Source organism: Pseudomonas auratipiscis (assembly GCF_036324085.1).
In the GTDB taxonomy this organism is placed as follows: Bacteria; Pseudomonadota; Gammaproteobacteria; order Pseudomonadales; family Pseudomonadaceae; genus Aquipseudomonas; species Aquipseudomonas auratipiscis.
This window is the reverse complement of sequence record NZ_JAZDCU010000012.1, coordinates 78,044-101,530: the sequence shown is the minus strand read 5'-3', so window position 1 is coordinate 101,530 and position 23,487 is coordinate 78,044. Positions and strand designations below refer to the sequence as shown.

22 protein-coding genes are annotated in these 23,487 nt (G+C 58.7%); 19 read left to right on the top strand and 3 right to left on the bottom strand.

The window, feature by feature from the left end; genetic code table 11:
* Positions 1-53: 53 nt before the first annotated feature.
* The 3 genes from aat (at position 54) to infA (ending at position 1,822) form a co-directional block, all read left to right on the top strand.
* Positions 54-734: a leucyl/phenylalanyl-tRNA--protein transferase gene (gene aat, locus V0R60_RS17480; RefSeq protein WP_330080321.1), complete on the top strand. Its 681-nt coding sequence runs from the start codon at positions 54-56 to the stop codon at positions 732-734.
* Positions 735-791: 57 nt separating this feature from the next.
* Positions 792-1,499, top strand: a complete 708-nt coding sequence (locus V0R60_RS17475) for an arginyltransferase (protein ID WP_330080320.1) — start codon at positions 792-794, stop codon at positions 1,497-1,499.
* Between the two features lie 104 nt (positions 1,500-1,603).
* The gene (infA, locus tag V0R60_RS17470; protein ID WP_002553999.1) at positions 1,604-1,822 is read left to right on the top strand and encodes a translation initiation factor IF-1; all 219 of its coding nucleotides are present in this window, start codon (positions 1,604-1,606) and stop codon (positions 1,820-1,822) included.
* Between the two features lie 154 nt (positions 1,823-1,976).
* On the opposite strand, the gene clpA is transcribed toward infA, so the two are convergent.
* Both clpA and clpS read right to left on the bottom strand, forming a co-directional pair.
* Complete coding sequence (gene clpA / locus V0R60_RS17465) at positions 1,977-4,247, bottom strand: ATP-dependent Clp protease ATP-binding subunit ClpA (protein WP_330080319.1); 2,271 nt, start codon at positions 4,245-4,247, stop codon at positions 1,977-1,979.
* 30 nt (positions 4,248-4,277) lie between these two features.
* Positions 4,278-4,640, bottom strand: a complete 363-nt coding sequence (gene clpS / locus V0R60_RS17460) for an ATP-dependent Clp protease adapter ClpS (RefSeq protein ID WP_136477162.1) — start codon at positions 4,638-4,640, stop codon at positions 4,278-4,280.
* Between the two features lie 225 nt (positions 4,641-4,865).
* Between clpS and cspD the strand changes: the two genes are divergently transcribed.
* Complete coding sequence (cspD, locus tag V0R60_RS17455) at positions 4,866-5,120, top strand: cold shock domain-containing protein CspD (RefSeq protein WP_330080318.1); 255 nt, start codon at positions 4,866-4,868, stop codon at positions 5,118-5,120.
* 64 nt (positions 5,121-5,184) lie between these two features.
* Here the strand turns inward: cspD and icd are convergent, their stop codons facing one another.
* On the bottom strand, positions 5,185-6,441 hold the full coding sequence (gene icd, locus V0R60_RS17450) for an NADP-dependent isocitrate dehydrogenase (RefSeq protein ID WP_330080317.1): 1,257 nt from the start codon (positions 6,439-6,441) through the stop codon (positions 5,185-5,187).
* Between the two features lie 420 nt (positions 6,442-6,861).
* Here icd and V0R60_RS17445 point away from each other — a divergent pair, with 420 nt between their 5' ends.
* From V0R60_RS17445 to nuoF, 15 genes are all read left to right on the top strand, one after another.
* Positions 6,862-9,087 carry an NADP-dependent isocitrate dehydrogenase gene (locus tag V0R60_RS17445; protein ID WP_136477165.1) on the top strand — a complete coding sequence of 742 codons (2,226 nt, stop codon included), beginning with the start codon at positions 6,862-6,864 and terminating at the stop codon, positions 9,085-9,087.
* A gap of 158 nt (positions 9,088-9,245) precedes the next feature.
* A complete protein-coding gene (locus tag V0R60_RS17440; RefSeq protein ID WP_330080316.1) occupies positions 9,246-9,680 on the top strand; it encodes an NUDIX hydrolase in 435 nt (144 codons plus the stop codon).
* A gap of 70 nt (positions 9,681-9,750) precedes the next feature.
* Positions 9,751-10,872 (top strand): tRNA 2-thiouridine(34) synthase MnmA, encoded by a 1,122-nt coding sequence (mnmA, locus tag V0R60_RS17435; RefSeq protein ID WP_330080315.1) that lies wholly within the window; start codon positions 9,751-9,753, stop codon positions 10,870-10,872.
* Positions 10,872-11,492 carry a high frequency lysogenization protein HflD gene (hflD, locus tag V0R60_RS17430; protein WP_136477168.1) on the top strand — a complete coding sequence of 207 codons (621 nt, stop codon included), beginning with the start codon at positions 10,872-10,874 and terminating at the stop codon, positions 11,490-11,492. Before mnmA ends, hflD begins: the two co-directional genes overlap by 1 nt.
* 172 nt (positions 11,493-11,664) lie before the next feature.
* Complete coding sequence (gene purB / locus V0R60_RS17425) at positions 11,665-13,035, top strand: adenylosuccinate lyase (RefSeq protein WP_136477169.1); 1,371 nt, start codon at positions 11,665-11,667, stop codon at positions 13,033-13,035.
* An 82-nt stretch (positions 13,036-13,117) separates the two neighbouring features.
* Positions 13,118-14,284 (top strand): ribosomal protein uL16 3-hydroxylase, encoded by a 1,167-nt coding sequence (locus V0R60_RS17420; protein ID WP_136477170.1) that lies wholly within the window; start codon positions 13,118-13,120, stop codon positions 14,282-14,284.
* Positions 14,277-14,711, top strand: coding sequence for a GNAT family N-acetyltransferase (locus V0R60_RS17415; RefSeq protein WP_136477171.1), 435 nt, complete (start codon positions 14,277-14,279; stop codon positions 14,709-14,711). The genes V0R60_RS17420 and V0R60_RS17415 overlap by 8 nt, the downstream gene beginning before the upstream one ends.
* Positions 14,712-14,830: 119 nt before the next feature.
* Positions 14,831-15,565, top strand: coding sequence for a secretin N-terminal domain-containing protein (locus tag V0R60_RS17410; protein ID WP_330080314.1), 735 nt, complete (start codon positions 14,831-14,833; stop codon positions 15,563-15,565).
* A gap of 489 nt (positions 15,566-16,054) precedes the next feature.
* Complete coding sequence (gene aceA, locus V0R60_RS17405; RefSeq protein ID WP_107025575.1) at positions 16,055-17,380, top strand: isocitrate lyase; 1,326 nt, start codon at positions 16,055-16,057, stop codon at positions 17,378-17,380.
* 184 nt (positions 17,381-17,564) lie between these two features.
* Positions 17,565-18,227, top strand: coding sequence for a lysoplasmalogenase (locus V0R60_RS17400; protein WP_330080313.1), 663 nt, complete (start codon positions 17,565-17,567; stop codon positions 18,225-18,227).
* A gap of 358 nt (positions 18,228-18,585) precedes the next feature.
* Positions 18,586-18,999, top strand: a complete 414-nt coding sequence (locus V0R60_RS17395) for an NADH-quinone oxidoreductase subunit A (protein ID WP_028944238.1) — start codon at positions 18,586-18,588, stop codon at positions 18,997-18,999.
* A 10-nt stretch (positions 19,000-19,009) separates the two neighbouring features.
* Positions 19,010-19,687: an NADH-quinone oxidoreductase subunit B gene (locus V0R60_RS17390; protein WP_010220398.1), complete on the top strand. Its 678-nt coding sequence runs from the start codon at positions 19,010-19,012 to the stop codon at positions 19,685-19,687.
* Positions 19,688-19,765: 78 nt separating this feature from the next.
* The gene (gene nuoC, locus V0R60_RS17385) at positions 19,766-21,547 is read left to right on the top strand and encodes an NADH-quinone oxidoreductase subunit C/D (protein WP_330080312.1); all 1,782 of its coding nucleotides are present in this window, start codon (positions 19,766-19,768) and stop codon (positions 21,545-21,547) included.
* Positions 21,548-21,549: 2 nt separating this feature from the next.
* Positions 21,550-22,047 (top strand): NADH-quinone oxidoreductase subunit NuoE, encoded by a 498-nt coding sequence (nuoE, locus tag V0R60_RS17380; protein WP_136477175.1) that lies wholly within the window; start codon positions 21,550-21,552, stop codon positions 22,045-22,047.
* Complete coding sequence (nuoF, locus tag V0R60_RS17375; RefSeq protein ID WP_330080311.1) at positions 22,044-23,408, top strand: NADH-quinone oxidoreductase subunit NuoF; 1,365 nt, start codon at positions 22,044-22,046, stop codon at positions 23,406-23,408. Before nuoE ends, nuoF begins: the two co-directional genes overlap by 4 nt.
* The last annotated feature ends 79 nt before the right edge of the window (positions 23,409-23,487 follow it).

Here is a 23,487-nt window from a genome sequence, read left to right as displayed (position 1 = left end):
AGGTGCTTTCAGGCAATGCTGGACGCCCTCCCCTCCTCCATCTTTGGACCACGATGCTGACCTGGTTGAGCCGCGACTCCCTGACATTCCCCGCGCTGGACAAAGCCATGCGCGACCCTAACGGCCTACTCGCCGCTGGCGGGGATCTAAGCGCCGAGCGCCTGGTGCAAGCCTATCGTCACGGTTGCTTCCCCTGGTATCAGGACGGACAGCCAATCCTCTGGTGGTCACCGGACCCGCGTACAGTGCTGTTCCCCGACGAACTGCACGTATCGCGCTCGTTGCGCAAATTTATCCGCCAGGGCCACTACCAGGTAAGTTTCGATCAGGACTTCGCGGCGGTGATTGCCGCCTGCGCCGCGCCACGCGACTACGCAGACGGCACCTGGATCACCGACAGCATGCAGGCGGCCTACCTTAAACTGCACGACCAGGGTTTTGCCCACTCGGTGGAGGTGCGCCAGAACGGCGAACTGGTCGGCGGCCTGTATGGACTGGCCATGGGCCGCCTGTTTTTCGGCGAATCGATGTTCAGCCGCGCCGACAATGCATCCAAAGTTGGCTTCGTGACGCTGGTGGAACACCTTCAGCAAGCAGGGTTTATCCTGATCGATTGCCAGATGCCCACCGAACACCTGCACAGCCTGGGCGCCCGAGCCATTGCCCGAGCCACTTTCGCCGATTATCTGGAGCGCTACCTGGATCAACCCAATAGCGCCACCTGGGTTTGTTAGGCGAGTTTTCCCAGCTGGCATACACTTAAATCTAAAGCACCTCCCGAGGGGTTGATCATGACAGAGCTGGCGCGGTTGAAGTTTTATGCCACTCAACCCCATTCCTGCAGCTACCTGCCTGACGAACAAGCCACCACGCTGTTTCTCGACCCGAGCCAGCCGATGGATGTGAATGTCTACGCAGACCTGTCGGAAATGGGTTTCCGGCGTAGCGGCGATCACCTGTATCGCCCGCATTGCCAAAACTGCAACGCCTGCGTGCCGGCGCGAATCCCGGCTGCGCGATTTTTACCCAACCGCCAACAGAAGCGCATTCTCAAACGCAACGCCGACATCAGCGTCACCGCCGCTCGCCCAGCGTTCAAGGAAGAGTACTTCGAGCTGTACCGGCGCTACATCGAGCAACGTCACGCCGATGGCGACATGTACCCACCCAGCCGCGATCAGTTCGCGACCTTCCTGGTCCGCGACCTGCCATTTTCACGCTTTTACGAATTTCGCCTGCATGGCCGCCTGGTCGCCGTGGCAGTCACTGATTTGCTGCCCAACGGCCTCTCGGCGGTCTACACCTTCTACGAACCCGATGAAGAGCGCCGCAGCCTGGGTCGCTTCGCCATCCTCTGGCAAATCACCGAAGCACTGCGCCTCGACCTGGAAGCGGTTTACCTCGGATATTGGATCAAAAACTGCAAAAAGATGAACTACAAGACCCAGTATCGCCCTATCGAGCTACTGATCAATCAGCGCTGGGTGAGCCTAAACTGAAATCATTGGCTTGAAATCCATTTTTCGGGCACAATGCACGCCACTTTTTTAGCCTGGCGCAGTTGTGCACCGGGCCAATAACTGGATACCGAGGGCTTTACTGCATGTCGAAAGAAGACAGCTTCGAAATGGAAGGCACTGTCGTCGACACCCTGCCCAACACCATGTTCCGTGTGGAGTTGGAAAACGGGCACGTCGTTACCGCGCATATCTCCGGAAAAATGCGCAAGAACTACATTCGAATCCTGACCGGTGACAAGGTCCGCGTTGAACTGACGCCTTATGACCTGAGCAAAGGGCGCATCACCTACCGCGCCCGCTAAGCGACACCAACAAAAACGCCCGGCTATATGCCGGGCGTTTTTGTTCGCCCCAGAAATCCACTGGGAACGGGCTTGCGATGGGATCGTGCCTGTTCCGCGATAGCCATGTGCTTACACACCGCAATCGCGGACCAGGCCCGCCTCACTTAAGCCGTTATGCCATCTCCGCCGTGGTTTCGAAGTCGAATACCAGCTCACCCTCGCGAATGTCGATGTGCACCACACCGCCATGCTCGGCCAGTTCTCCGAACAGGATCTCTTCGGCCAATGGCCGTTTGATCTTGTCCTGAATCAGCCGCGCCATTGGCCGCGCGCCCATCTGCGCATCGTAGCCACCCGCAGCCAGCCAACTGCGCGCCGCATCACTTACCTCCAACAGAACACGCTTGTCTTCAAGCTGCGCCTGCAGTTCGGTAAGGAACTTGTCCACCACACTCTTGATCACTTCGTGGCTCAGGCGACCAAACTGGATAATGGTATCCAGGCGGTTACGGAACTCAGGCGTGAAACTCTTCTTGATTACTTCCATCGCGTCAGAAGAGTGATCCTGCTGCGTAAAGCCAATCGAGGCTCGTGCAGCCGTTTCAGCACCGGCGTTAGTGGTCATGATCACGATGACATTGCGAAAGTCCGCCTTGCGCCCGTTGTTGTCGGTCAGAGTACCGTGGTCCATTACCTGCAACAGCAGGTTGAAGACTTCCGGATGGGCTTTCTCGATTTCATCGAGCAACAGTACGCAATGAGGCTGCTTGGTAATGGCTTCGGTAAGCAGGCCACCCTGGTCGAAACCGACATAGCCTGGAGGCGCACCGATCAAACGCGACACGGTGTGACGCTCCATGTACTCGGACATGTCGAAACGCACCAACTCGACACCCAGCGCCTTGGCCAACTGGCGCGCTGCCTCGGTTTTACCTACACCGGTAGGCCCTGCGAACAGGAACGAGCCCACTGGCTTGTCAGGCGCTTTCAACCCGGCACGCGACAGCTTGATAGCGGTCGCCAGCGAATCGATCGCTGCATCCTGACCAAACACAGTCAACTTCAGGTCCCGCTCAAGGTTACGCAGAAGCTCTTTATCGGAACTGGTGACATGCTTTGGTGGAATACGCGCGATCTTCGCAACGATGTCCTCGACTTGCGGCACATCGATACGCTTGACGCGCATTTCCACCGGCTGCAGACGCTGGTAGGCGCCCGCCTCGTCGATGACGTCGATTGCCTTGTCGGGCATGTGCCGATCGTTGATGTAGCGTGCTGCTAGCTCGGCAGCGGCGCGCAGTGCCTCATCACTGTATTCGATATTGTGATGCGACTCGAAGCGCCCCTTCAGACCCCGCAGAATGCCTACGGTGTCTTCCACCGACGGCTCGCTGACATCGACTTTCTGGAAGCGTCGCGCCAACGCCCGGTCCTTCTCGAAAATGCCACGAAACTCCTGGAAGGTGGTCGAGCCGATGCAACGGATATCACCGGAAGACAACAACGGCTTCAGCAGGTTGGAAGCATCCATCACCCCACCGGAGGCCGCACCGGCACCAATGATGGTGTGGATCTCATCGATGAAGAGAATGGCCTGCGGCCGCTTGCGCAGTTCATTCAACAGCGCCTTGAAGCGCTTCTCGAAATCACCCCGGTATTTTGTACCGGCCAGCAAGGCGCCCAGATCAAGGGAATAGACCACGCTTTGTGCCAGCAGATCAGGCACTTGACCATCGACAATTCGCTTGGCCAGACCTTCGGCAATGGCGGTTTTGCCGACGCCGGCCTCACCGACCAGCAGAGGGTTGTTCTTGCGTCGACGTGCAAGGATCTGCGCTACCCGCTCGACTTCAAGTTCGCGTCCCACCAGCGGGTCGATACGACCTTGGCGAGCCTGCTCGTTGAGGTTGCTGGCATAGGCGTCCAGAGGGTTGCCTGACGACGAGGTTTCACCACCATCTTCGTCCTGCATGTCCTGCTCGCCTTCGGAGTGATCGCCATGCCCCGGCACCTTGGAGATGCCATGGGCGATGAAGTTGACCACATCGATACGCGCGACGCTCTGCTGCTTGAGCAGAAACACCGCCTGACTTTCCTGTTCACTGAAGATCGCTACCAGCACGTTGGCACCGGTGACTTCACGTTTGCCCGAGCTCTGGACATGGAAGACTGCGCGCTGCAGCACACGCTGGAAGCCCAAGGTTGGCTGGGTTTCGCGGTCCTCGTCATGCACGGGGATCAATGGCGTGGTGGAGTCGATGAACTCCTGCAGGTCATGTTTGAGTTTGTCGAGGTTCGCGCCGCAGGCGCGTAGAACGGTCGCGGCGGCCTCATTATCCAATAGCGCCAACAACAGGTGCTCGACAGTCATGAACTCATGACGTTTCGAGCGAGCCTCCTTGAAGGCCAGATTGAGGGTGACTTCGAGCTCGCGGTTTAACATAGCTTCACCTCATACCCAAGTGGTCGGCGATTAACCGTCCTTCTCGATTTCACAGAGTAGCGGATGCTGGCTTTCCCTAGCGTATTGATTGACCTGCATAGCCTTGGTCTCGGCAATGTCACGGGTAAACAATCCGCAAACTGCCCGTCCTTCTGTATGGACGGCCAGCATGACCTTGGTCGCCAGCTCACGATTCAGGTTAAAAAACACCTCGAGCACTTCGACGACGAAATCCATCGGCGTGTAGTCATCGTTGAACAAAATCACCTTGTACATTGGTGGTGCCTGCAGGGCCGGCTTGGCTTCCTGTACCGCCAGGCCAGAACCATCGTCCTCATGCGATTGCGGGCGATCCTGATTGAATGTTAGTCGAATCTGGCTATGTGCATGCATGGAAAGAATTTCATCATTTCGACAAGTTGGATTGTGGATTGACCGCACAGATGACGCGGGATTGCCGTCACCTCACCTTGACTATCGGCAAAACGGTGTTACAACCAATAAGAACCCACCGTGGTCGATAAAGATCCGCGCAGTCAACCAGAATTTTCGCAGGTTCATATGCGGATGGAGTGGATGATACTCCAGTGATGGAGTCCTTTGCAGAGGGATATGAGGATGGCAAGCGGTAAAGTCAAGTGGTTCAACAACGCCAAAGGCTATGGATTCATCAACGAAGAGGGGAAAAGCGACGATCTGTTCGCTCATTACTCAGCTATCGAGATGGATGGTTACAAAACCCTGAAAGCCGGACAGGCTGTCAGCTTTGACATCATCCAGGGGCCAAAGGGGTTGCACGCGGTGAAAATCACCGGACTCAAGGCAGCCATCACCGACCCTGCGCCAGCCTCGACCACTACCGTAATTGCCTGACCGCCACAGCACATAGAAAAAGCCGGCCCGTTCTTGCGAAGGGGCCGGCTTTTTATTGCCTTGCTTACATGTGCTTGATCATTGCCTCACCGAAACCGGAGCTGCTGACCAGCGTGGCGCCATCCATCAGGCGCTCGAAATCATAGGTTACGGTTTTGGCAGCAATAGCGCCGTTAGTGCCCTTGATGATCAGATCGGCAGCCTCAGTCCAGCCCAAGTGACGCAACATCATCTCGGCCGAGAGAATCACCGAACCCGGGTTGACCTGGTCCTTGCCGGCATACTTGGGCGCGGTACCGTGGGTGGCTTCGAACATTGCCACGGTGTCGGACAAGTTGGCGCCCGGCGCAATGCCGATACCGCCTACTTCTGCAGCCAGTGCGTCTGAAAGGTAGTCGCCGTTGAGGTTCAGGGTGGCGATGACATCGTATTCAGCCGGACGCAGCAGAATCTGCTGGAGCATGGCATCGGCAATCGCATCCTTGACGATGACGTCACGACCGGTTTTCGGGTTCTTGAACTTCATCCACGGGCCGCCATCCAGCAGCTCGGCGCCAAATTCGTTCTTGGCAACCTCATAGCCCCAGTCTTTGAAGGCTCCTTCGGTGAACTTCATGATATTGCCCTTGTGCACGATGGTCAGCGACTCGCGGTCGTTGTCCACTACGTATTGCAGGGCCTTGCGTACCAGGCGCTGGGTACCTTCCTTCGACACCGGCTTGATGCCGATACCGCAGTCCTGGTCGAAACGAATCTTGGTGACGCCCATTTCTTCCTTGAGGAACTTGATGACCTTATTCGCCTCGGGCGAACCGGCTTTCCATTCGATGCCGGCATAAATGTCTTCGGAGTTTTCGCGAAAGATCACCATGTCGACGTCACCCGGCTTTTTCACCGGGCTTGGCACACCCTGGAACCAGACCACAGGACGCAGGCAGACATACAGGTCCAGTTGCTGGCGCAGGGCCACGTTGAGAGATCGAATACCCCCGCCAACCGGCGTGGTCAGCGGCCCCTTGATGGAGACGACGTAATCCTTGACCGCATCCAGGGTTTCCTGTGGCAGCCAGGTATCCTGGTCATACACCTGGGTGGCCTTTTCACCGGCATAGACTTCCATCCAGGAAATCTTGCGCTTGCCCCCATAGGCTTTTTCTACAGCAGCATCGACCACTTTGATCATGACGGGACTGACGTCTACGCCAATGCCGTCGCCTTCGATGAACGGGATGATCGGATTATCAGGAACATTGAGAGAATGGTCCGCATTGACGGTGATTTTGTCGCCGACTGCCGGAACCTTGATTTTCTGGTATCCCATGCTGCACTCCGTTTTTTTTGGTGTGGTACGTCATCTGGATCCCCAGAGCGTACCCCAGTTGCACGGCAACGGGAACCATGGTGGCAAATGCACCATTTTGGGGCTGATGCGCCTACATCTTTGGTCTAAAAAAGCCGTTGTTACACGTTGATCTTGATGATTACGACCAAGGATTTGGTATACTCCGCCGGTGACCAAAGGGTCACTGGGGCAAACCGTCTGAAACGCGACCCCGACTTGATTGGTTCGACCTGACTGAACTGTTACCGCAGTCCAGCCGTTTGACACTCGACTGATGCAATCCACCATCACTGCACAGAACCCTCGACCTTCTGCTCATAGATGTGTCTGAGCGAAGCGCCTACCCTGCGCACTTCGAGATTCTGCGCACGCTCAGCAAAACAGAGAGTTAACCCGAATATGCCCACCCGATCCAAGATCATCTACACCTTCACCGACGAAGCCCCTGCCCTCGCCACCTATTCACTGCTCCCCATCGTCGAAGCCTTTACCGCTTGCGCCGACATCGCCGTAGAAACCCGGGACATCTCTCTGGCCGGCCGCATCCTTTCTGCCTTCCCCGAACAGCTCGGCGCCGACAAGCAAGTGGCCGACCATTTGGCAGAACTGGGCCAACTGGCTACTACGCCAGAAGCCAACATCATCAAGCTGCCTAACATCAGCGCCTCGGTACCGCAGCTCAAAGCCGCAATCAAGGAACTACAAGCCAAGGGCTTCAACGTTCCCGACTACCCTGAAGCTGCTACCAGCGACGCCGAAAAAGAAGCCAAGGCTCGCTACGACCGCATCAAGGGCAGCGCCGTGAACCCGGTTCTGCGTGAAGGCAACTCCGATCGCCGCGCCCCACTGTCGGTCAAGAACTACGCTCGCAAGCACCCACACAAGATGGGCGCCTGGGCTGCAGACTCCAAATCCCACGTGGCCCATATGAGCCAGGGTGATTTCTACGGCAGCGAGAAAGCCGCGCTGATCGAAGCCGATGACAACCTGCGCATCGAGCTACTGGACAAGAACGGCAACACGACCGTTCTGAAAGAAAAAACCGCGGTCAAGGCCGGCGAAATCATCGACTGCGCGACCATGAGCACCAAGGCACTGCGCGCATTCATCGCCACCGAAATCGAAGATGCCAAGGCCAAGGGCGTACTGCTGTCGGTACACCTGAAAGCCACCATGATGAAGGTCTCCGACCCAATCATGTTTGGCCAGATCGTTGCCGAGTACTACAAGGACGCGCTGAGCAAGCACGCCGCCGTACTGGAACAGATCGGTTTCAACCTGAACAACGGTATCGGCGACCTGTACGCCCGTATCAAAGACCTGCCAGCTGAGCAGCAGGCGCAGATCGAAGCGGACATCAAAGCCGTCTACGACGTACGCCCTGCCCTGGCCATGGTCAACTCCGACAAGGGCATCACCAACCTGCACGTGCCAAGCGACGTTATCGTCGATGCATCGATGCCAGCGATGATCCGTGACTCGGGCAAGATGTGGAACACCGAAGGTCAGTTGCAAGACACCAAGGCGGTGATTCCGGATCGCTGCTACGCGACCATCTACCAGGCCGTTATCGAAGACTGCAAGCAGCATGGCGCCTTCGATCCGACCACCATGGGCAGCGTACCGAACGTTGGCCTGATGGCGCAGAAAGCCGAAGAATACGGTTCGCACGACAAGACTTTCCAGGCCAAGGTCGACGGCGTAATCCGCGTAGTTGACGGTAAGGGCAACCTGCTGCTGTCCCAGGACGTCGAAGCTGGCGACATCTTCCGCATGTGCCAGACCAAAGACGCCCCGATTCAAGACTGGGTCAAACTGGCTGTAAACCGTGCCCGCGCCAGCAATACTCCGGCACTGTTCTGGCTCGATCCGCAGCGCGCCCACGACGGCGTTCTGATCGAGAAAGTCCAGCAGTACCTGAAAGACCACGACACTGCCGGCCTGGACATTCGCGTCCTGTCACCTGTCGACGCCATGAAGGTTTCCCTGGAGCGCATCCGCGCCGGCCAGGACACCATCTCGGTAACCGGTAACGTGTTGCGCGACTATCTGACCGACCTGTTCCCGATCATGGAACTGGGCACCAGCGCCAAGATGCTGTCGATCGTACCGCTGATGAACAACGGCGGCCTGTTCGAAACCGGCGCCGGCGGCTCGGCACCGAAGCACGTACAGCAACTGGTTGAAGAAAACTTCCTGCGCTGGGATTCGCTGGGTGAGTTCCTGGCCCTGGCCGCCTCCCTGGAGCACCTGGGCACTGCCTACGCGAACCCGAAAGCCAAGGTACTGGCGGCGACCCTGGATCAGGCCACTGGCCAGTTCCTGGACACCAACAAGTCTCCGGCTCGCAAGGTCGGCGGCATCGACAACCGTGGCAGCCACTTCTACCTGACCCTTTACTGGGCCCAGGCGCTGGCTGCACAGAGCGACGACGCCGCACTGCAAGCGCGCTTCGCCCCACTGGCAAAAGCCCTGGCCGAGAACGAAGCGACCATCGTCGCCGAACTCAACGCCGTTCAGGGCAAGCCGGCCGAAATCGGTGGTTACTACTACCCAGACGCCGAGCTGACCAGCAAAGTGATGCGCCCAAGCCAGACGCTCAACAGCGCGATTGCCGCACTGTAAGCGAAGCAGCTTGATGCAGTAACAAAGAACCCCGGCCACGCACCGGGGTTTTCTTTAGCTGCAAGCTGTAAGCCACAAGAACGAGCACTCCTGCCCCACCTCTACGTGTGGCTTACAGCTTGCAGCTTGCAGCTTACAACCAAGGGAGAGATTCAACCGTGCGACCCCATATCACTGTCGCCACTATCGTTGAAGACCAGGGCCGCTTCCTCATGGTCGAGGAGTTCAAGGCCGGCAAGCACGTCTTCAACCAGCCCGCAGGCCATCTTGAAGCCAACGAAAGCCTGCTCGACGCCGCCCGCCGCGAAACCCTCGAAGAGAGCGCATGGGAAGTCGAACTCACCGGCATCGTCGGCATCTACCTCTATACAGCCCCAAGCAACGGCGTAACCTACCAACGCGTCTGTTTTGCCGCGCGGCCGCTCAAGCACCACCCGCAGCGCCCTTTGGACAGCGACATTGTTCGTGCTATCTGGCTGAGCCGCGACGAGCTGCTGGCAATGCCCGAGCGCTGGCGCAGCGAGTTGGTGCCACGCTGCATCGACGACTACCTGGCCGGACCGCTGCACAGCCTGACCTTGATCCGCGACTGACAGTGACGATGCCTTGAAGGCCACGGCCTGATAGAATCGCCGTCTTTTTCCAGATACACAGCCGGTACCTATGACCAGTCCAGCACTTTACGAACCCGAAAAGACACGCGTTATTGTCGGCATGTCCGGCGGCGTGGACTCTTCCGTCTCCGCCCTCCTGCTGATGGAGCAGGGCTACCAGGTGGAAGGCCTGTTCATGAAGAACTGGGAGGAAGACGACGGCACCGAATACTGTACCGCCCGCGAAGACCTGGCCGACGCCCAGGCTGTTTGCGATCGCATTGGTATCAAGCTGCACACCGCCAACTTCGCCGCCGAGTACTGGGACAACGTGTTCGAGCACTTTCTGGCCGAATACAAGGCCGGTCGCACGCCGAATCCGGACATCCTGTGCAACCGTGAAATCAAGTTCAAAGCCTTCCTCGATTATGCCCTGATGTTGGGCGCCGACCTGATTGCGACGGGTCACTATGTGCGTCGTCGCGACACTGACGGCCGCACCGAGCTGCTCAAGGGCCTGGACCCGAACAAGGACCAGAGCTATTTCCTGCACGCTGTCGGCGGCAAGGAAATTGCCCGGACACTGTTCCCGGTTGGCGAGCTGGAAAAACCCGAAGTGCGCGCCATTGCCGAAAAACACGGCCTGGCCACAGCAAAGAAGAAAGACTCTACCGGCATCTGCTTTATTGGCGAACGTCGCTTCAGTGACTTCCTCAAGCAGTACCTGCCTGCGCAGCCCGGCGAGATCCAGACCACCGAGGGCGAAGTGATCGGTCGCCATCACGGCCTGATGTATCACACCATCGGCCAGCGCCAGGGCCTGGGCATTGGCGGCCTCAAGGACGCCGGTGACGAGCCGTGGTACGTGCTGGAAAAAGACCTCGAGCGCAACGTGCTGGTGGTGGGTCAGGGTAATGAACACCCGTGGCTGTTTTCCCGCGCCCTGATGGCTTCGGAAATTTTCTGGGTAAACCCGATAGACCTGACCAGCCCGCGCAGACTCACCGCCAAGGTACGTTACCGCCAGAGCGATCAGGACTGCACCCTGGAACTCAGCGAGAGCGGTTATCGCGCCGTGTTCGATGAACCGCAACGCGCCGTCACCCCCGGCCAGTCCGTGGTGTTCTACGATGGCGAAATATGCCTGGGCGGTGGCGTGATCGAAACGGCCGAGCCGTGGAGCAGCCACTGATGAGCTCGATTCAGGAGCAGTTGATCGCCTTGGGCGGCGTATTCCAGGCCGCGGTTCTGGTTGACCGCATTGCCCGCACCGGCCAGGCCAGCGAGGCCCACCTGGGTTGCATGCTTGGCAGCCTACTGGTTCGTGATCCACAGAACACCCTGGAAGTGTTCGGCGGCGACGATCTCAACCTGCGCGACGGCTACCGCGCCCTCGCCAGTGCGCTGGAACGCGACCCGGGCAGCCTGCAACGCGAGCCCCTGCGCTACGCCCTGTCAATGCTGGGCCTGGAACGGCAATTGGCCAAGCGTGGCGATATGCTCGATGCAATCGGCAATCGACTGCCACAGATCCAGTCCCAGGCCGAGCATTTCGGCCTGGTGCATGAAAACGTCATCGCTTCCAGTGGCGCCCTGTATCAAGACACCTTGAGCACCCTGCGCCAGCGCATCCAGGTGCACGGCGACATGCGCCACCTGCAACAACCGAGCAACGCTTCGAAGATCCGCGCGCTACTGCTGGCCGGCATTCGTGCTGCACGCCTATGGCGCCAACTGGGCGGCCATCGCTGGCAGCTAGTGATCAGCCGACGCAAGTTGCTTAAAGAGCTTTACCCGATGCTACGTGGCTGACACCGCTTGCGCGGGGCAAGACCGCTCTCACCGAGCCTCACCCGTGGAAGCGCACCGCCTTGCGATACGACGAAAGATTTACTGGCAGACCATTGGTCAGCCACCCGACTCGGGCGCGTTTTTCATGTATGATATGCGCCCTCTTCAAAGCCTGACTGTCCGAGAACACCCCATGCAGCTTTCCTCGCTCACTGCGGTTTCCCCTGTTGACGGCCGTTATGCCGGCAAAACCCAGGCCCTGCGCCCTATTTTCAGCGAATACGGTCTGATCCGTTTCCGCGCCCTGGTTGAGGTGCGCTGGTTGCAACGCCTCGCCGCTCATCCGCAAATCGCTGAAGTTCCAGCGTTTTCTGCCGAAGCCAACGCCCTGCTCAATGGCCTGGCCGATGAGTTCGCCCTCGAACACGCCGAGCGCGTGAAAGAAATCGAGCGCACCACCAACCACGACGTCAAGGCCATTGAGTACCTGCTCAAGGAGCAGGCAGCCAAGCTGCCAGAACTGGCCAAGGTCAGCGAGTTCATTCACTTCGCCTGCACCAGCGAAGACATCAACAACCTGTCCCACGCCCTGATGCTGCGCGCCGGCCGTGATGACGTGCTGTTGCCGTTGATGCGCCAGATCGCCCAGGCCATCCGTGAACTGGCCCACCGCTTCGCCGACGTGCCGATGCTGTCGCGCACCCACGGCCAACCGGCCTCGCCGACCACCCTGGGTAAAGAGCTGGCGAACGTTGTCTACCGCCTCGAGCGCCAGATCGCACAAGTCGCTGCCGTACCGCTGATGGGCAAGATCAACGGCGCCGTAGGCAACTACAACGCCCACCTCTCGGCCTACCCACAGATCGACTGGGAAGCCAACGCCCGCGCCTTCATCGAAGACGAGCTGGGCCTGGTGTTCAACCCGTACACCACCCAGATCGAACCGCACGACTACATCGCCGAGATGTTTGATGCGATCGCTCGCTTCAACACCATCCTGATCGACTTCGACCGCGATATCTGGGGCTACATTTCCCTGGGTTACTTCAAGCAGCGCACTATTGCAGGTGAAATCGGTTCCTCGACCATGCCGCACAAGGTCAACCCGATCGACTTCGAAAACTCCGAAGGCAACCTGGGTATCGCCAACGCGCTGTTCCAGCACCTGGCCAGCAAGCTGCCGATTTCGCGCTGGCAGCGTGACCTGACCGACTCCACCGTGCTGCGCAACCTGGGTGTTGGTTTCGCCCACAGCGTCATCGCTTACGAAGCCAGCCTCAAAGGCATCAGCAAGCTGGAAATCAATACCCAGCGCATCGCTGAAGACCTGGACGCCTGCTGGGAAGTACTGGCCGAGCCAATCCAGACCGTCATGCGTCGCTACGACATCGAGAACCCATACGAGAAGCTCAAGGAGCTGACACGTGGCAAAGGCATCAGCCCTGAAGCGCTATTGACCTTCATCGATGGCCTGGACATGCCAGCCGAAGCGCGTGCCGAGCTGAAGAAGCTGACACCCGCGTCCTACATCGGTAACGCCGTCGCTCAAGCCAAACGCGTCTGATCTACGCCTTACGCGTAAACGCCCGGCTCAGCCGGGCGTTTTTATTACCGAAAGAAAATTACTTTTTTTCAATAGGTTACACATGAATCCTGATACTCCACTGCAGTTGTTAGGCGGCCTCACTGCCCGCGAATTCATGCGCGACTACTGGCAGAAGAAACCCCTGCTGGTGCGCCAGGCCTTTACCGACTTCGAAAGCCCGATCGACGCCGACGAACTGGCCGGCCTGGCCCTCGAAGAAGAAGTCGAATCGCGCCTGATTATCGAGCACGGCGAGCGCCCCTGGGAACTGCGTCGCGGCCCATTCGAGGAAGACACCTTCAGCACCTTGCCTGAGCGCGACTGGACCCTGCTGGTGCAGTCGGTGGATCAGTTCGTGCCGGAAGTGCACGAGATGCTCGAGCACTTCCGCTTCCTGCCAAGCTGGCGCATCGACGATGTGATGATCAGTTTCGCCGCCCCCGGTGGCAGCGTCGGCCCACACTTCGATAACTACGACGTGTTCCTGCTGCAAGGCGAAGGCAAGCGCAACTGGAAAGTAGGCCAGATGTGCGACAGCGACAGTCCGCTGCTGGAGCACGCCGACCTGCGCATTCTGGCTGAATTCGAGCAAAGCGAAGAATGGACCCTGGAACCGGGCGACATGCTCTACCTGCCACCCCGCCTGGCTCACTACGGCATCGCCGAAGACAACTGCCTGACTTACTCGGTAGGCTTCCGCGCCCCTAGCGCCGCCGAAGTGCTGACCCACTTCACCGACTTCCTCAGCCAGTTCCTGCCGGACGAAGAACGCTACAGCGACGCCGATGCGCAGCCCGTCAGCGATCCGCACCAGATCCAGCACGACGCCCTGGACCGCTTGAAGAACCTGCTGACCGAGCACATGAGCGACGAGCGTCTGCTGCTCACCTGGTTCGGCCAGTTCATGACCGAGCCGCGCTACCCTGAACTGGTCAGCGGCGAGCCATTGGACGAAGCACAACTGATCGAAAGCCTGGCCCAGGGTGCAATCCTTATCCGCAACCCGAGTGCTCGCCTGGCCTGGTCGGAAGTCGACGACAACCTGCTGTTGTTCGCCAGCGGCCAAAGCCGCCTGCTGCCGGGCGACCTGCGCGAGCTGCTGAAGCTGATCTGCGCCGCCGACGCGTTGCATATTGAAAACCTTGAGCAGTGGCTTGAAAGCGATCAAGGCCTTACATTGATCTGCGAGCTGGTCAAACAAGGAAGCTTGGGGTTTGCCAATGAATAAAATCCGCGTTCGCCTCGCCGATTGGCACAAAGACAACGCTGACATCCGCCGTATCCGTGAAGCCGTATTCATTGCCGAGCAATGCGTGCCGCCCGAACTGGAATGGGATGCCGACGACGACAGCGCCGTACACTTCCTGGCAATGGAAGGCGACTACGCCATCGGCACCGCACGCCTGCTGGGCGACGGCCAGATTGGCCGAGTGTCGGTACTCAAAGACTGGCGCGGCCTGAAGGTCGGCGATGCGTTGATGCAGGCGGTGATCGTCGAAGCGCAGCACCGCGATCTGAAGCAGCAGATGCTCAGCGCCCAAGTACAGGCTACGCCGTTCTACGAACGCCTTGGCTTCAAGGTGGTAAGCGAAGAGTTCCTCGAGGCGGGCATTCCGCACGTGGACATGGTTCGCGAGTCACGCGAACTGGCCTGACAGCTTATCGTGGTGCAAGCTCGCCCCCCTATGATGGGGGCGGGCCTGCACCACGATGAAGCCAGCAAAAACCCTACAAATTTGCCATCATGTCCACTCCACCCGCGGAGATCATGGACATGCCGCTACTCCCCCTTCTCGCCTCTCTTCTCCTGTCGTTCAGCCTCAGCGCGCTAGCCGCTACGGAAGTCCTGCCACTGAGCCACCGCACCAGCGCCGAGCTGCTACCCACCGCACAATCATTTCTTGGCAAAAACGGCACTGTCAGCGCCTTCGAAAACAAGTTGATCGTCAACGCCGACCCCGAACGAATCGATGACCTGCGCGCGTTACTTGCGCAACTGGATACTGCGCCGCGCCGCCTGATGATCAGCGTCGACAACAACGACAGCAACTATCAGGACAATCGCGGCAATGCTCGCGTTATCCGCTACGGCACCTCGAACCGCGAAGGCGGCCTGCAGCAGGTGCAGGCAACCGAAGGTAGCCCTGCACTGATTCAGGTTGGCCAGAGCATTCCCGTTACCAGCACTAGCACCGACGGCTACGGCCGGGTTCAAAGCGACACTGAATATCGCAACGTTACCCAGGGTTTCTATGTCACGGCCAGCGTCAACGGTAATAACGTCAGCCTGAGCATTAGCACCAACAATGACCGCATGAGCCTGGAGCGTCCCGATGTAGTGAAGGTTCAAAGTACCGACACAACGGTCAGTGGCAAGCTTGGTGAATGGATAACCCTGGCCGGGGTCAACCAGCAGAGTCAGGCCGAACGTAGTGCTTCAGCCATTTCCTACAGCACACAGCGCGGTGAAAACATGACTTTACGGGTAAAAGTCGATGCTTTGGACTGAGGCCGCGCAGATCAAGGCTTCGACCAACAGCCTCGGAACTGACTGATGGGTCGTATTAGACAAAAGATGTAGTGGTGATAAAAAAGCACTACAAAACATTTGACGACCTCATTTGGTATAGGCATGATGGCCCCGCTCCCGCTAATCAGAGGCCCTGCAAAAGGCCTTCGAGCCGCGCTCTAACCTACCCACCTGAGCCGACTCGTGTCTGTACAGCCCACAAGGCAGTTTGACGAGATTGCGACTGGAACGAAGTTGTCCCGAGGGACGGAAGCGCATCAAAAGGCACCCGGCAGTACTGTTCAATGCAGTTCGGCAACCACGAGCCACCCTGCAACGAATACCTGACCCAAGCCTGCTCGCTTCCCCGCTTCGAGCACCATCGTTCGACCGTCGCACATTTCGCTGAACATGACTTGCGCCAGGCTTCTGATCTGCGCTGTGTGAGCGAGAATTTTTTCCAAGACCGATGCGACGAGGTTTATTTCCATGGCACTGACACGCGAACAGCAAATTGCAGCCCTCGAAAAAGACTGGGCCGAAAACCCGCGCTGGAAAGGCGTGACCCGTACCTACACCGCCGCTGATGTCGTACGTCTGCGTGGCTCGGTCCAACCTGAGCACACCCTGGCCCGCATGGGTGCTGAAAAGCTGTGGAAGCTGGTCACTCAAGGTGCACACCCGGCCTTCCGTCCAGAAAAAGATTTCGTCAACTGCATGGGCGCCCTGACCGGTGGCCAGGCTGTTCAACAGGTGAAGGCCGGCATCCAGGCTATCTACCTGTCCGGCTGGCAAGTGGCTGCCGACAACAACTCGGCCGAGTCCATGTACCCAGACCAGTCGCTGTACCCAGTAGACTCGGTTCCAACTGTAGTCAAGCGCATCAACAACTCGTTCCGTCGCGCCGACCAGATCCAGTGGAAAGCAGGCAAGAACCCAGGCGATGACGGCTACATCGACTACTTCGCTCCAATCGTGGCTGACGCCGAAGCCGGTTTCGGCGGCGTCCTGAACGCCTACGAGCTGATGAAGAACATGATCGAAGCAGGCGCCGCCGGCGTTCACTTCGAAGACCAACTGGCATCGGTTAAAAAATGCGGTCACATGGGCGGCAAGGTTCTGGTGCCAACCCAGGAAGCCGTACAAAAGCTGAGCGCTGCGCGTCTGGCTGCCGACGTTGCCGGCGTACCGACCATCATTCTGGCCCGTACCGACGCCAACGCCGCTGACCTGCTGACCAGCGACTGCGACCCTTACGATCAGCCATTCGTAGTTGGCGAGCGTACCCAGGAAGGTTTCTACAAGGTACGTGCCGGTCTCGACCAAGCCATTGCCCGCGGCCTGGCCTACGCGCCTTACGCTGACTTGATCTGGTGTGAAACCGCCAAGCCAGACCTGGACGAAGCCCGTCGTTTCGCCGAAGCGATCAAGAAGGAATACCCAGACCAGATCCTGTCCTACAACTGCTCGCCTTCTTTCAACTGGAAGAAGAACCTGGACGACGCGACCATCGCCAAGTTCCAACGCGAACTGTCGGCCATGGGCTACAAGCACCAGTTCATCACTTTGGCCGGCATTCACAACATGTGGCACGGCATGTTCAACCTGGCGCACGACTACGCCCGCAACGACATGACCGCCTACGTGAAACTGCAGGAACAAGAGTTCGCTGACGCTTCCAAAGGCTACACCTTCGTGGCCCACCAGCAGGAAGTCGGCACCGGCTACTTCGACGACATGACCACTGTGATTCAAGGTGGCAAGTCTTCGGTTACCGCGCTGACCGGCTCCACCGAAGAAGAGCAGTTCCACTGATTAGTGGGCAATTGCTGAAATTCGGGTAGCAGATGAAACCCGGAGCCTGTGATGGGGCTCCGGGTTTTTGCTTATTCAGCAACGTCACACAGGCTCCACGAAGCCCGCTGATTCGGCCGATTCGGCACTTCCTTAATAATCCGCATTGGCTATCCTAGGGGCACGACAACACCAAGGATCGGTCATGCCCCGCCCTCTCACGCTTCTCTGCCTGGCCCTGCTCGGCGCCGCCTTCTATCTATATGCACTGGCCAGCGACAACGCGCTACTCGGCCTGGCAGTCAAACCGATTCCCGTCCTCGCCCTGATCGCCTGGCTGTATGCTGCCGAACCTGGCCGCTACCGTCGCTGGATAACCGTGGGCCTGGCATTCTCACTGCTGGGCGACGTGCTCCTGGCCGTACCGGGCGATCTGTTCGTGTTCGGCCTGGCAGCCTTTCTGTTCGCCCACCTGGCCTACCTGCGCGCCTACCTTAATGAAGCGCGTCAAATGGCGACCTGGGCACTGGCCATTTCACTGATTGTCGGTGCGGCGCTGCTGACGCTTCTGATCAGCCACGGGCTCGGAGAATTGCTGATTCCGGTAACGGTCTACGCACTGGCTATCAGCGCCATGCTCTGGCGCGCCCTGGCTTGCGGCGGTATCGCGGCATTGGGAGCGATAGCCTTCGTATTTTCCGATAGCTTGATAGGCATCGATCGCTTTGTCGGGCATTTCGAAGCTGCCCCCTATCTGATCATCCTCGCCTACTGGCTTGGACAATGGGCGATCGCAGCTTCGGTCTACACTAATCGGGGGACAAAAACCTTGATCCAGACCCCGGCACGCCAGGATAAATTCGGTTAAAACACCGGGGGTAAAAACTTGCAGGTGATGCCAATGCCGCACAACTTTGTAGTTGACCTTAACAGTAGGACGAATTGCATTTCTGCAAATGATATTAATTATCATTACGAAGTTGAGAGTTCATTACGCGATGCAAGAAACATAATTAACAAAACCCGAGACAATGCCCGTCCCATGCGGCCTGCAGCGAGTTACGCAAGTTTTTTGTTCTTAATCTTACGAATAAATTTGCTGCAGAAATTTTACTTGCACCGGGTTTACCCATAAAATCAGCACGATAGATTCCGCTGCGACATATCGTCACTGCTTTACTACTTTCCAAGCCGCAGAGACAGGTCTCTGTATAAGGATTTTCAGCATGCCCGATTCGACAGGACTCATCGCCCACAACTGGGGCTTTGCCATTTTCCTTTTGGGTGTCGTTGGCCTCTGCGCCTTCATGCTCGGTCTGTCCGCTTTGCTCGGCAGCAAGGCCTGGGGCCGCAGCAAGAACGAACCCTTCGAATCCGGCATGCTGCCTACTGGCGGCGCCCGCTTGCGCCTGTCAGCCAAATTCTATCTGGTCGCGATGCTGTTCGTGATCTTCGATATCGAAGCCCTCTTTCTCTTTGCATGGTCTGTGTCCGTCCGCGAAAGCGGCTGGACCGGATTCGTCGAAGCTCTCGTTTTCATAGCAATTCTGTTGGCAGGCCTTGTCTACCTATTCCGAGTGGGGGCACTTGATTGGGCTCCGGAAGCTCGTCGTAAGCGGCAAGCGAAGCTGAAACAATGAGGCTTTGGCAATGCAATACAATCTCACCAGAATCGACCCGGATGCTCCCAACGAGCAATATCCAATCGGAGAGCGGGAAACCGTCTCCGATTCGCTGCTAGAGGACCAGGTCCACAAGAACATCTTCATGGGCAAGCTCGAAGATGTTCTCAGTGGTGCGGTCAACTGGGGGCGTAAAAACTCCTTGTGGCCCTACAACTTCGGCCTCTCCTGCTGCTACGTGGAAATGACCACGGCCTTTACGGCGCCTCACGACATCGCCCGCTTCGGTGCGGAAGTCATTCGGGCATCGCCGCGTCAGGCCGACTTCATGGTTATCGCCGGTACCTGCTTCATCAAGATGGCGCCGATCATCCAGCGCCTGTATGAGCAGATGCTTGAACCCAAGTGGGTTATCTCCATGGGTTCGTGCGCCAACTCCGGTGGCATGTACGACATCTATTCGGTCGTTCAGGGGGTCGACAAGTTCCTCCCCGTGGATGTCTATGTGCCCGGCTGCCCGCCTCGCCCTGAAGCCTTCCTGCAAGGCCTGATGCTGTTGCAGGAGTCGATTGGCCAGGAGCGTCGTCCTCTTTCATGGGTTGTCGGCGATCAAGGCATTTACCGTGCCGAGATGCCGTCGCAGAAAGAGCAACGCCGTGAACAGCGCATCCAGGTCACCAACCTGCGCAGCCCCGACGAAGTCTGATCCAGCGACCTGTTGCCTGCGCATGCGCGACAGGCAGCCTGGCTTCATTCTCTACGTTGACCGAAAGCGACCGAGACCATGACAGCGGACACCGCTATTTATATCCCGCCTTACAAGGCTGACGACCAGGATGTGGTTGTCGAACTGAACAATAAATTTGGCCCCGAGGCGTTCGTCGCCCAGGAAACCCGCACCGGCATGCCGGTGCTTTGGGTTACCCGCGCCAAACTCAAGGACGTGCTGAGCTTCCTGCGCAATGTTGCCAAGCCGTACAGCATGCTCTACGACCTGCACGGTGTTGACGAGCGCCTGCGCACCCAGCGTCGCGGCCTGCCCGGCGCTGACTTCAGTGTGTTCTACCACCTGCTGTCGGTAGAGCGAAACAGTGACGTGATGATCAAGGTTGCCTTGACCGAAGGCGATCTGAACCTGCCGACCGTGACCGGTATCTGGCCGAACGCCAACTGGTACGAGCGCGAAGTCTGGGACATGTTCGGCATCGACTTTGCCGGCCACCCGCACCTCACCCGCATCATGATGCCGCCTACCTGGGAAGGTCACCCGCTGCGCAAGGATTATCCGGCGCGCGCCACCGAGTTCGATCCGTACAGCCTGACCCTGGCCAAGCAGCAGCTCGAGGAAGAAGCGGCGCGCTTCAACCCTGAAGCCTGGGGCATGAAACGTCACGGCGCGAACGAGGACTACATGTTCCTCAACCTGGGCCCGAACCACCCTTCGGCTCACGGTGCCTTCCGTATCGTTCTGCAGCTGGACGGTGAAGAAATCGTCGACTGCGTCCCGGACATCGGCTACCACCACCGTGGTGCCGAAAAAATGGCCGAGCGTCAGTCCTGGCACAGCTTCATTCCCTACACCGACCGTATCGACTACCTCGGCGGGGTAATGAACAACCTGCCGTACGTGCTCGCGGTCGAGAAGCTGGCCGGTATCCAGGTACCGCAAAAGGTCGACGTGATCCGTATCATGCTGGCCGAGTTCTTCCGTATCACCAGCCACCTGCTGTTCCTGGGTACTTACATCCAGGACGTTGGCGCCATGACCCCTGTGTTCTTCACCTTCACCGACCGTCAACGGGCCTACACCGTGATCGAAGCCATTACCGGCTTCCGTCTGCATCCGGCCTGGTACCGCATCGGCGGTGTTGCCCACGACCTGCCGCGCGGCTGGGACAAACTGGTTAAGGATTTCGTCGAATGGCTGCCAAAGCGCCTCGACGAATACACCAAGGCTGCCCTGCAGAACAGCATCCTCAAGGGTCGTACCATCGGCGTCGCCCAGTACAACACCAAGGAAGCCCTCGAATGGGGCGTTACAGGTGCTGGCCTGCGTTCCACCGGCCTGGACTTCGACCTGCGTAAAGCCCGCCCTTACTCCGGCTACGAGAACTTCGAGTTCGAAGTACCGCTGGCCCACAACGGCGATGCCTACGATCGCTGCATGGTCCGTGTCGAAGAGATGCGCCAGAGTATCCGCATCATCGACCAGTGCCTGCGCAACATGCCGGAAGGCCCGTACAAGGCGGATCACCCGCTGACCACGCCGCCGCCGAAAGAGCGCACGCTGCAGCACATCGAAACCCTGATCACTCACTTCCTGCAGGTTTCGTGGGGCCCGGTCATGCCGGCCAACGAGTCCTTCCAGATGATCGAGGCGACCAAGGGCATCAACAGTTACTACCTGACGAGCGACGGCGGCACCATGAGCTACCGCACCCGGATTCGCACCCCGAGCTACCCGCACCTGCAGCAGATCCCTTCGGTGATCCGTGGCAGCATGGTCGCGGACCTCATTGCGTACCTGGGCAGTATCGACTTCGTTATGGCTGACGTGGACCGCTAAGCATGAATAACACGCTTATCCAAACCGACCGTTTCGCCCTGAGCGAAACCGAGCGCTCGGCCATCGAGCACGAGATGCATCACTACGAGGACCCGCGCGCGGCGTCCATCGAAGCCCTGAAGATCGTTCAGAAGGAACGTGGCTGGGTGCCGGACGGCGCCATCTATGCCATCGGCGAAGTGCTCGGCATTCCTGCCAGCGACGTCGAAGGCGTGGCTACCTTCTATAGTCAGATCTTCCGTCAGCCGGTTGGCCGGCACATCATCCGCGTTTGCGACAGCATGGTCTGCTACATCGGTGGCCACGAATCCGTGGTCAGCCAGATTCAGAACGAGCTGGGTATTGGCCTGGGCCAGACGACCGCCGACGGCCGCTTCACCCTGCTGCCGGTGTGCTGCCTGGGCAACTGCGACAAGGCTCCGGCACTGATGATCGACGACGACACCTTTGGTGATGTCCAGCCTGCTGGCGTCTCCAAGTTGCTGGAGGGTTACGTATGACCATCACTTCCTTCGGCCCGGCCAACCGCATTGCGCGCAGCGCCGAGACCCATCCGCTGACCTGGCGTCTGCGCGACGACGGCGAACCTGTGTGGCTCGACGAGTACCAGGCCAAGGACGGCTACAGCGCCGCCCGCAAGGCCCTGGCCCAGATGTCCCAGGACGATATCGTCCAGACCGTGAAAGACGCTGGCCTCAAGGGTCGCGGCGGTGCGGGCTTCCCGACAGGGGTCAAATGGGGCCTGATGCCCAAAGACGAATCCATGAACATCCGCTACCTGCTGTGCAACGCGGATGAAATGGAACCCAACACCTGGAAAGACCGCATGCTGATGGAGCAACAGCCCCATCTGCTGGTCGAAGGCATGCTGATCAGTGCCCGTGCACTTAAGGCGTACCGTGGTTATATCTTCCTGCGTGGCGAATACACCACCGCGGCGAAGAACCTCAACCGCGCCATCGATGAAGCCAAGGCCGCAGGTCTGCTGGGCAAGAACATCCTTGGCAGCGGCTTTGACTTCGAGTTGTTCGTCCACACCGGTGCCGGCCGCTACATCTGCGGCGAAGAAACTGCACTGATCAACTCCCTGGAAGGTCGTCGCGCCAACCCGCGCTCCAAGCCGCCCTTCCCTGCTGCCGTGGGCGTATGGGGCAAGCCGACCTGCGTGAACAACGTCGAGACCCTGTGCAACGTACCGGCAATCGTCGGTAATGGCGTTGACTGGTACAAGTCGCTGGCACGCGAAGGTTCAGAAGATCACGGCACCAAGCTGATGGGCTTCTCCGGCAAGGTCAAGAACCCTGGCCTGTGGGAACTGCCATTCGGCGTTACCGCCCGTGAACTGTTCGAAGACTACGCCGGCGGCATGCGCGACGGCTTCAAGCTCAAGTGCTGGCAGCCAGGCGGCGCCGGTACCGGCTTTTTGCTGCCCGAGCATCTCGATGCGCAAATGTATGCCGGTGGCATCGCCAAAGTCGGCACCCGTATGGGTACTGGCCTGGCCATGGCCGTGGACGACAGCGTCAACATGGTTTCGCTGCTGCGCAACATGGAAGAGTTCTTTGCCCGCGAATCCTGCGGCTGGTGCACCCCATGCCGTGACGGCCTGCCGTGGAGCGTGAAGATGCTTCGTTCCCTCGAGAAAGGCCAAGGCAAGGCAGAAGACATCGAGACCCTGCTGGGTCTGGTCAACTTCCTCGGCCCAGGCCGCACCTTCTGCGCTCACGCGCCAGGTGCCGTCGAGCCGCTGGGCAGTGCCATCAAGTATTTCCGTCCGGAGTTCGAGGCCGGCGTCGCGCCTGTTACAGGCAGCGAAGCCCTGCGCCCGAACCTGGCCAAGCCGATTGTCGTCGGCGCATAACAAATGAAATGCGGGTGGTCCGTGCCATCCGCTGCTTCGACGGCTCGCCAGGTAATGCCTGTGCGGGCTGCAAGCACAC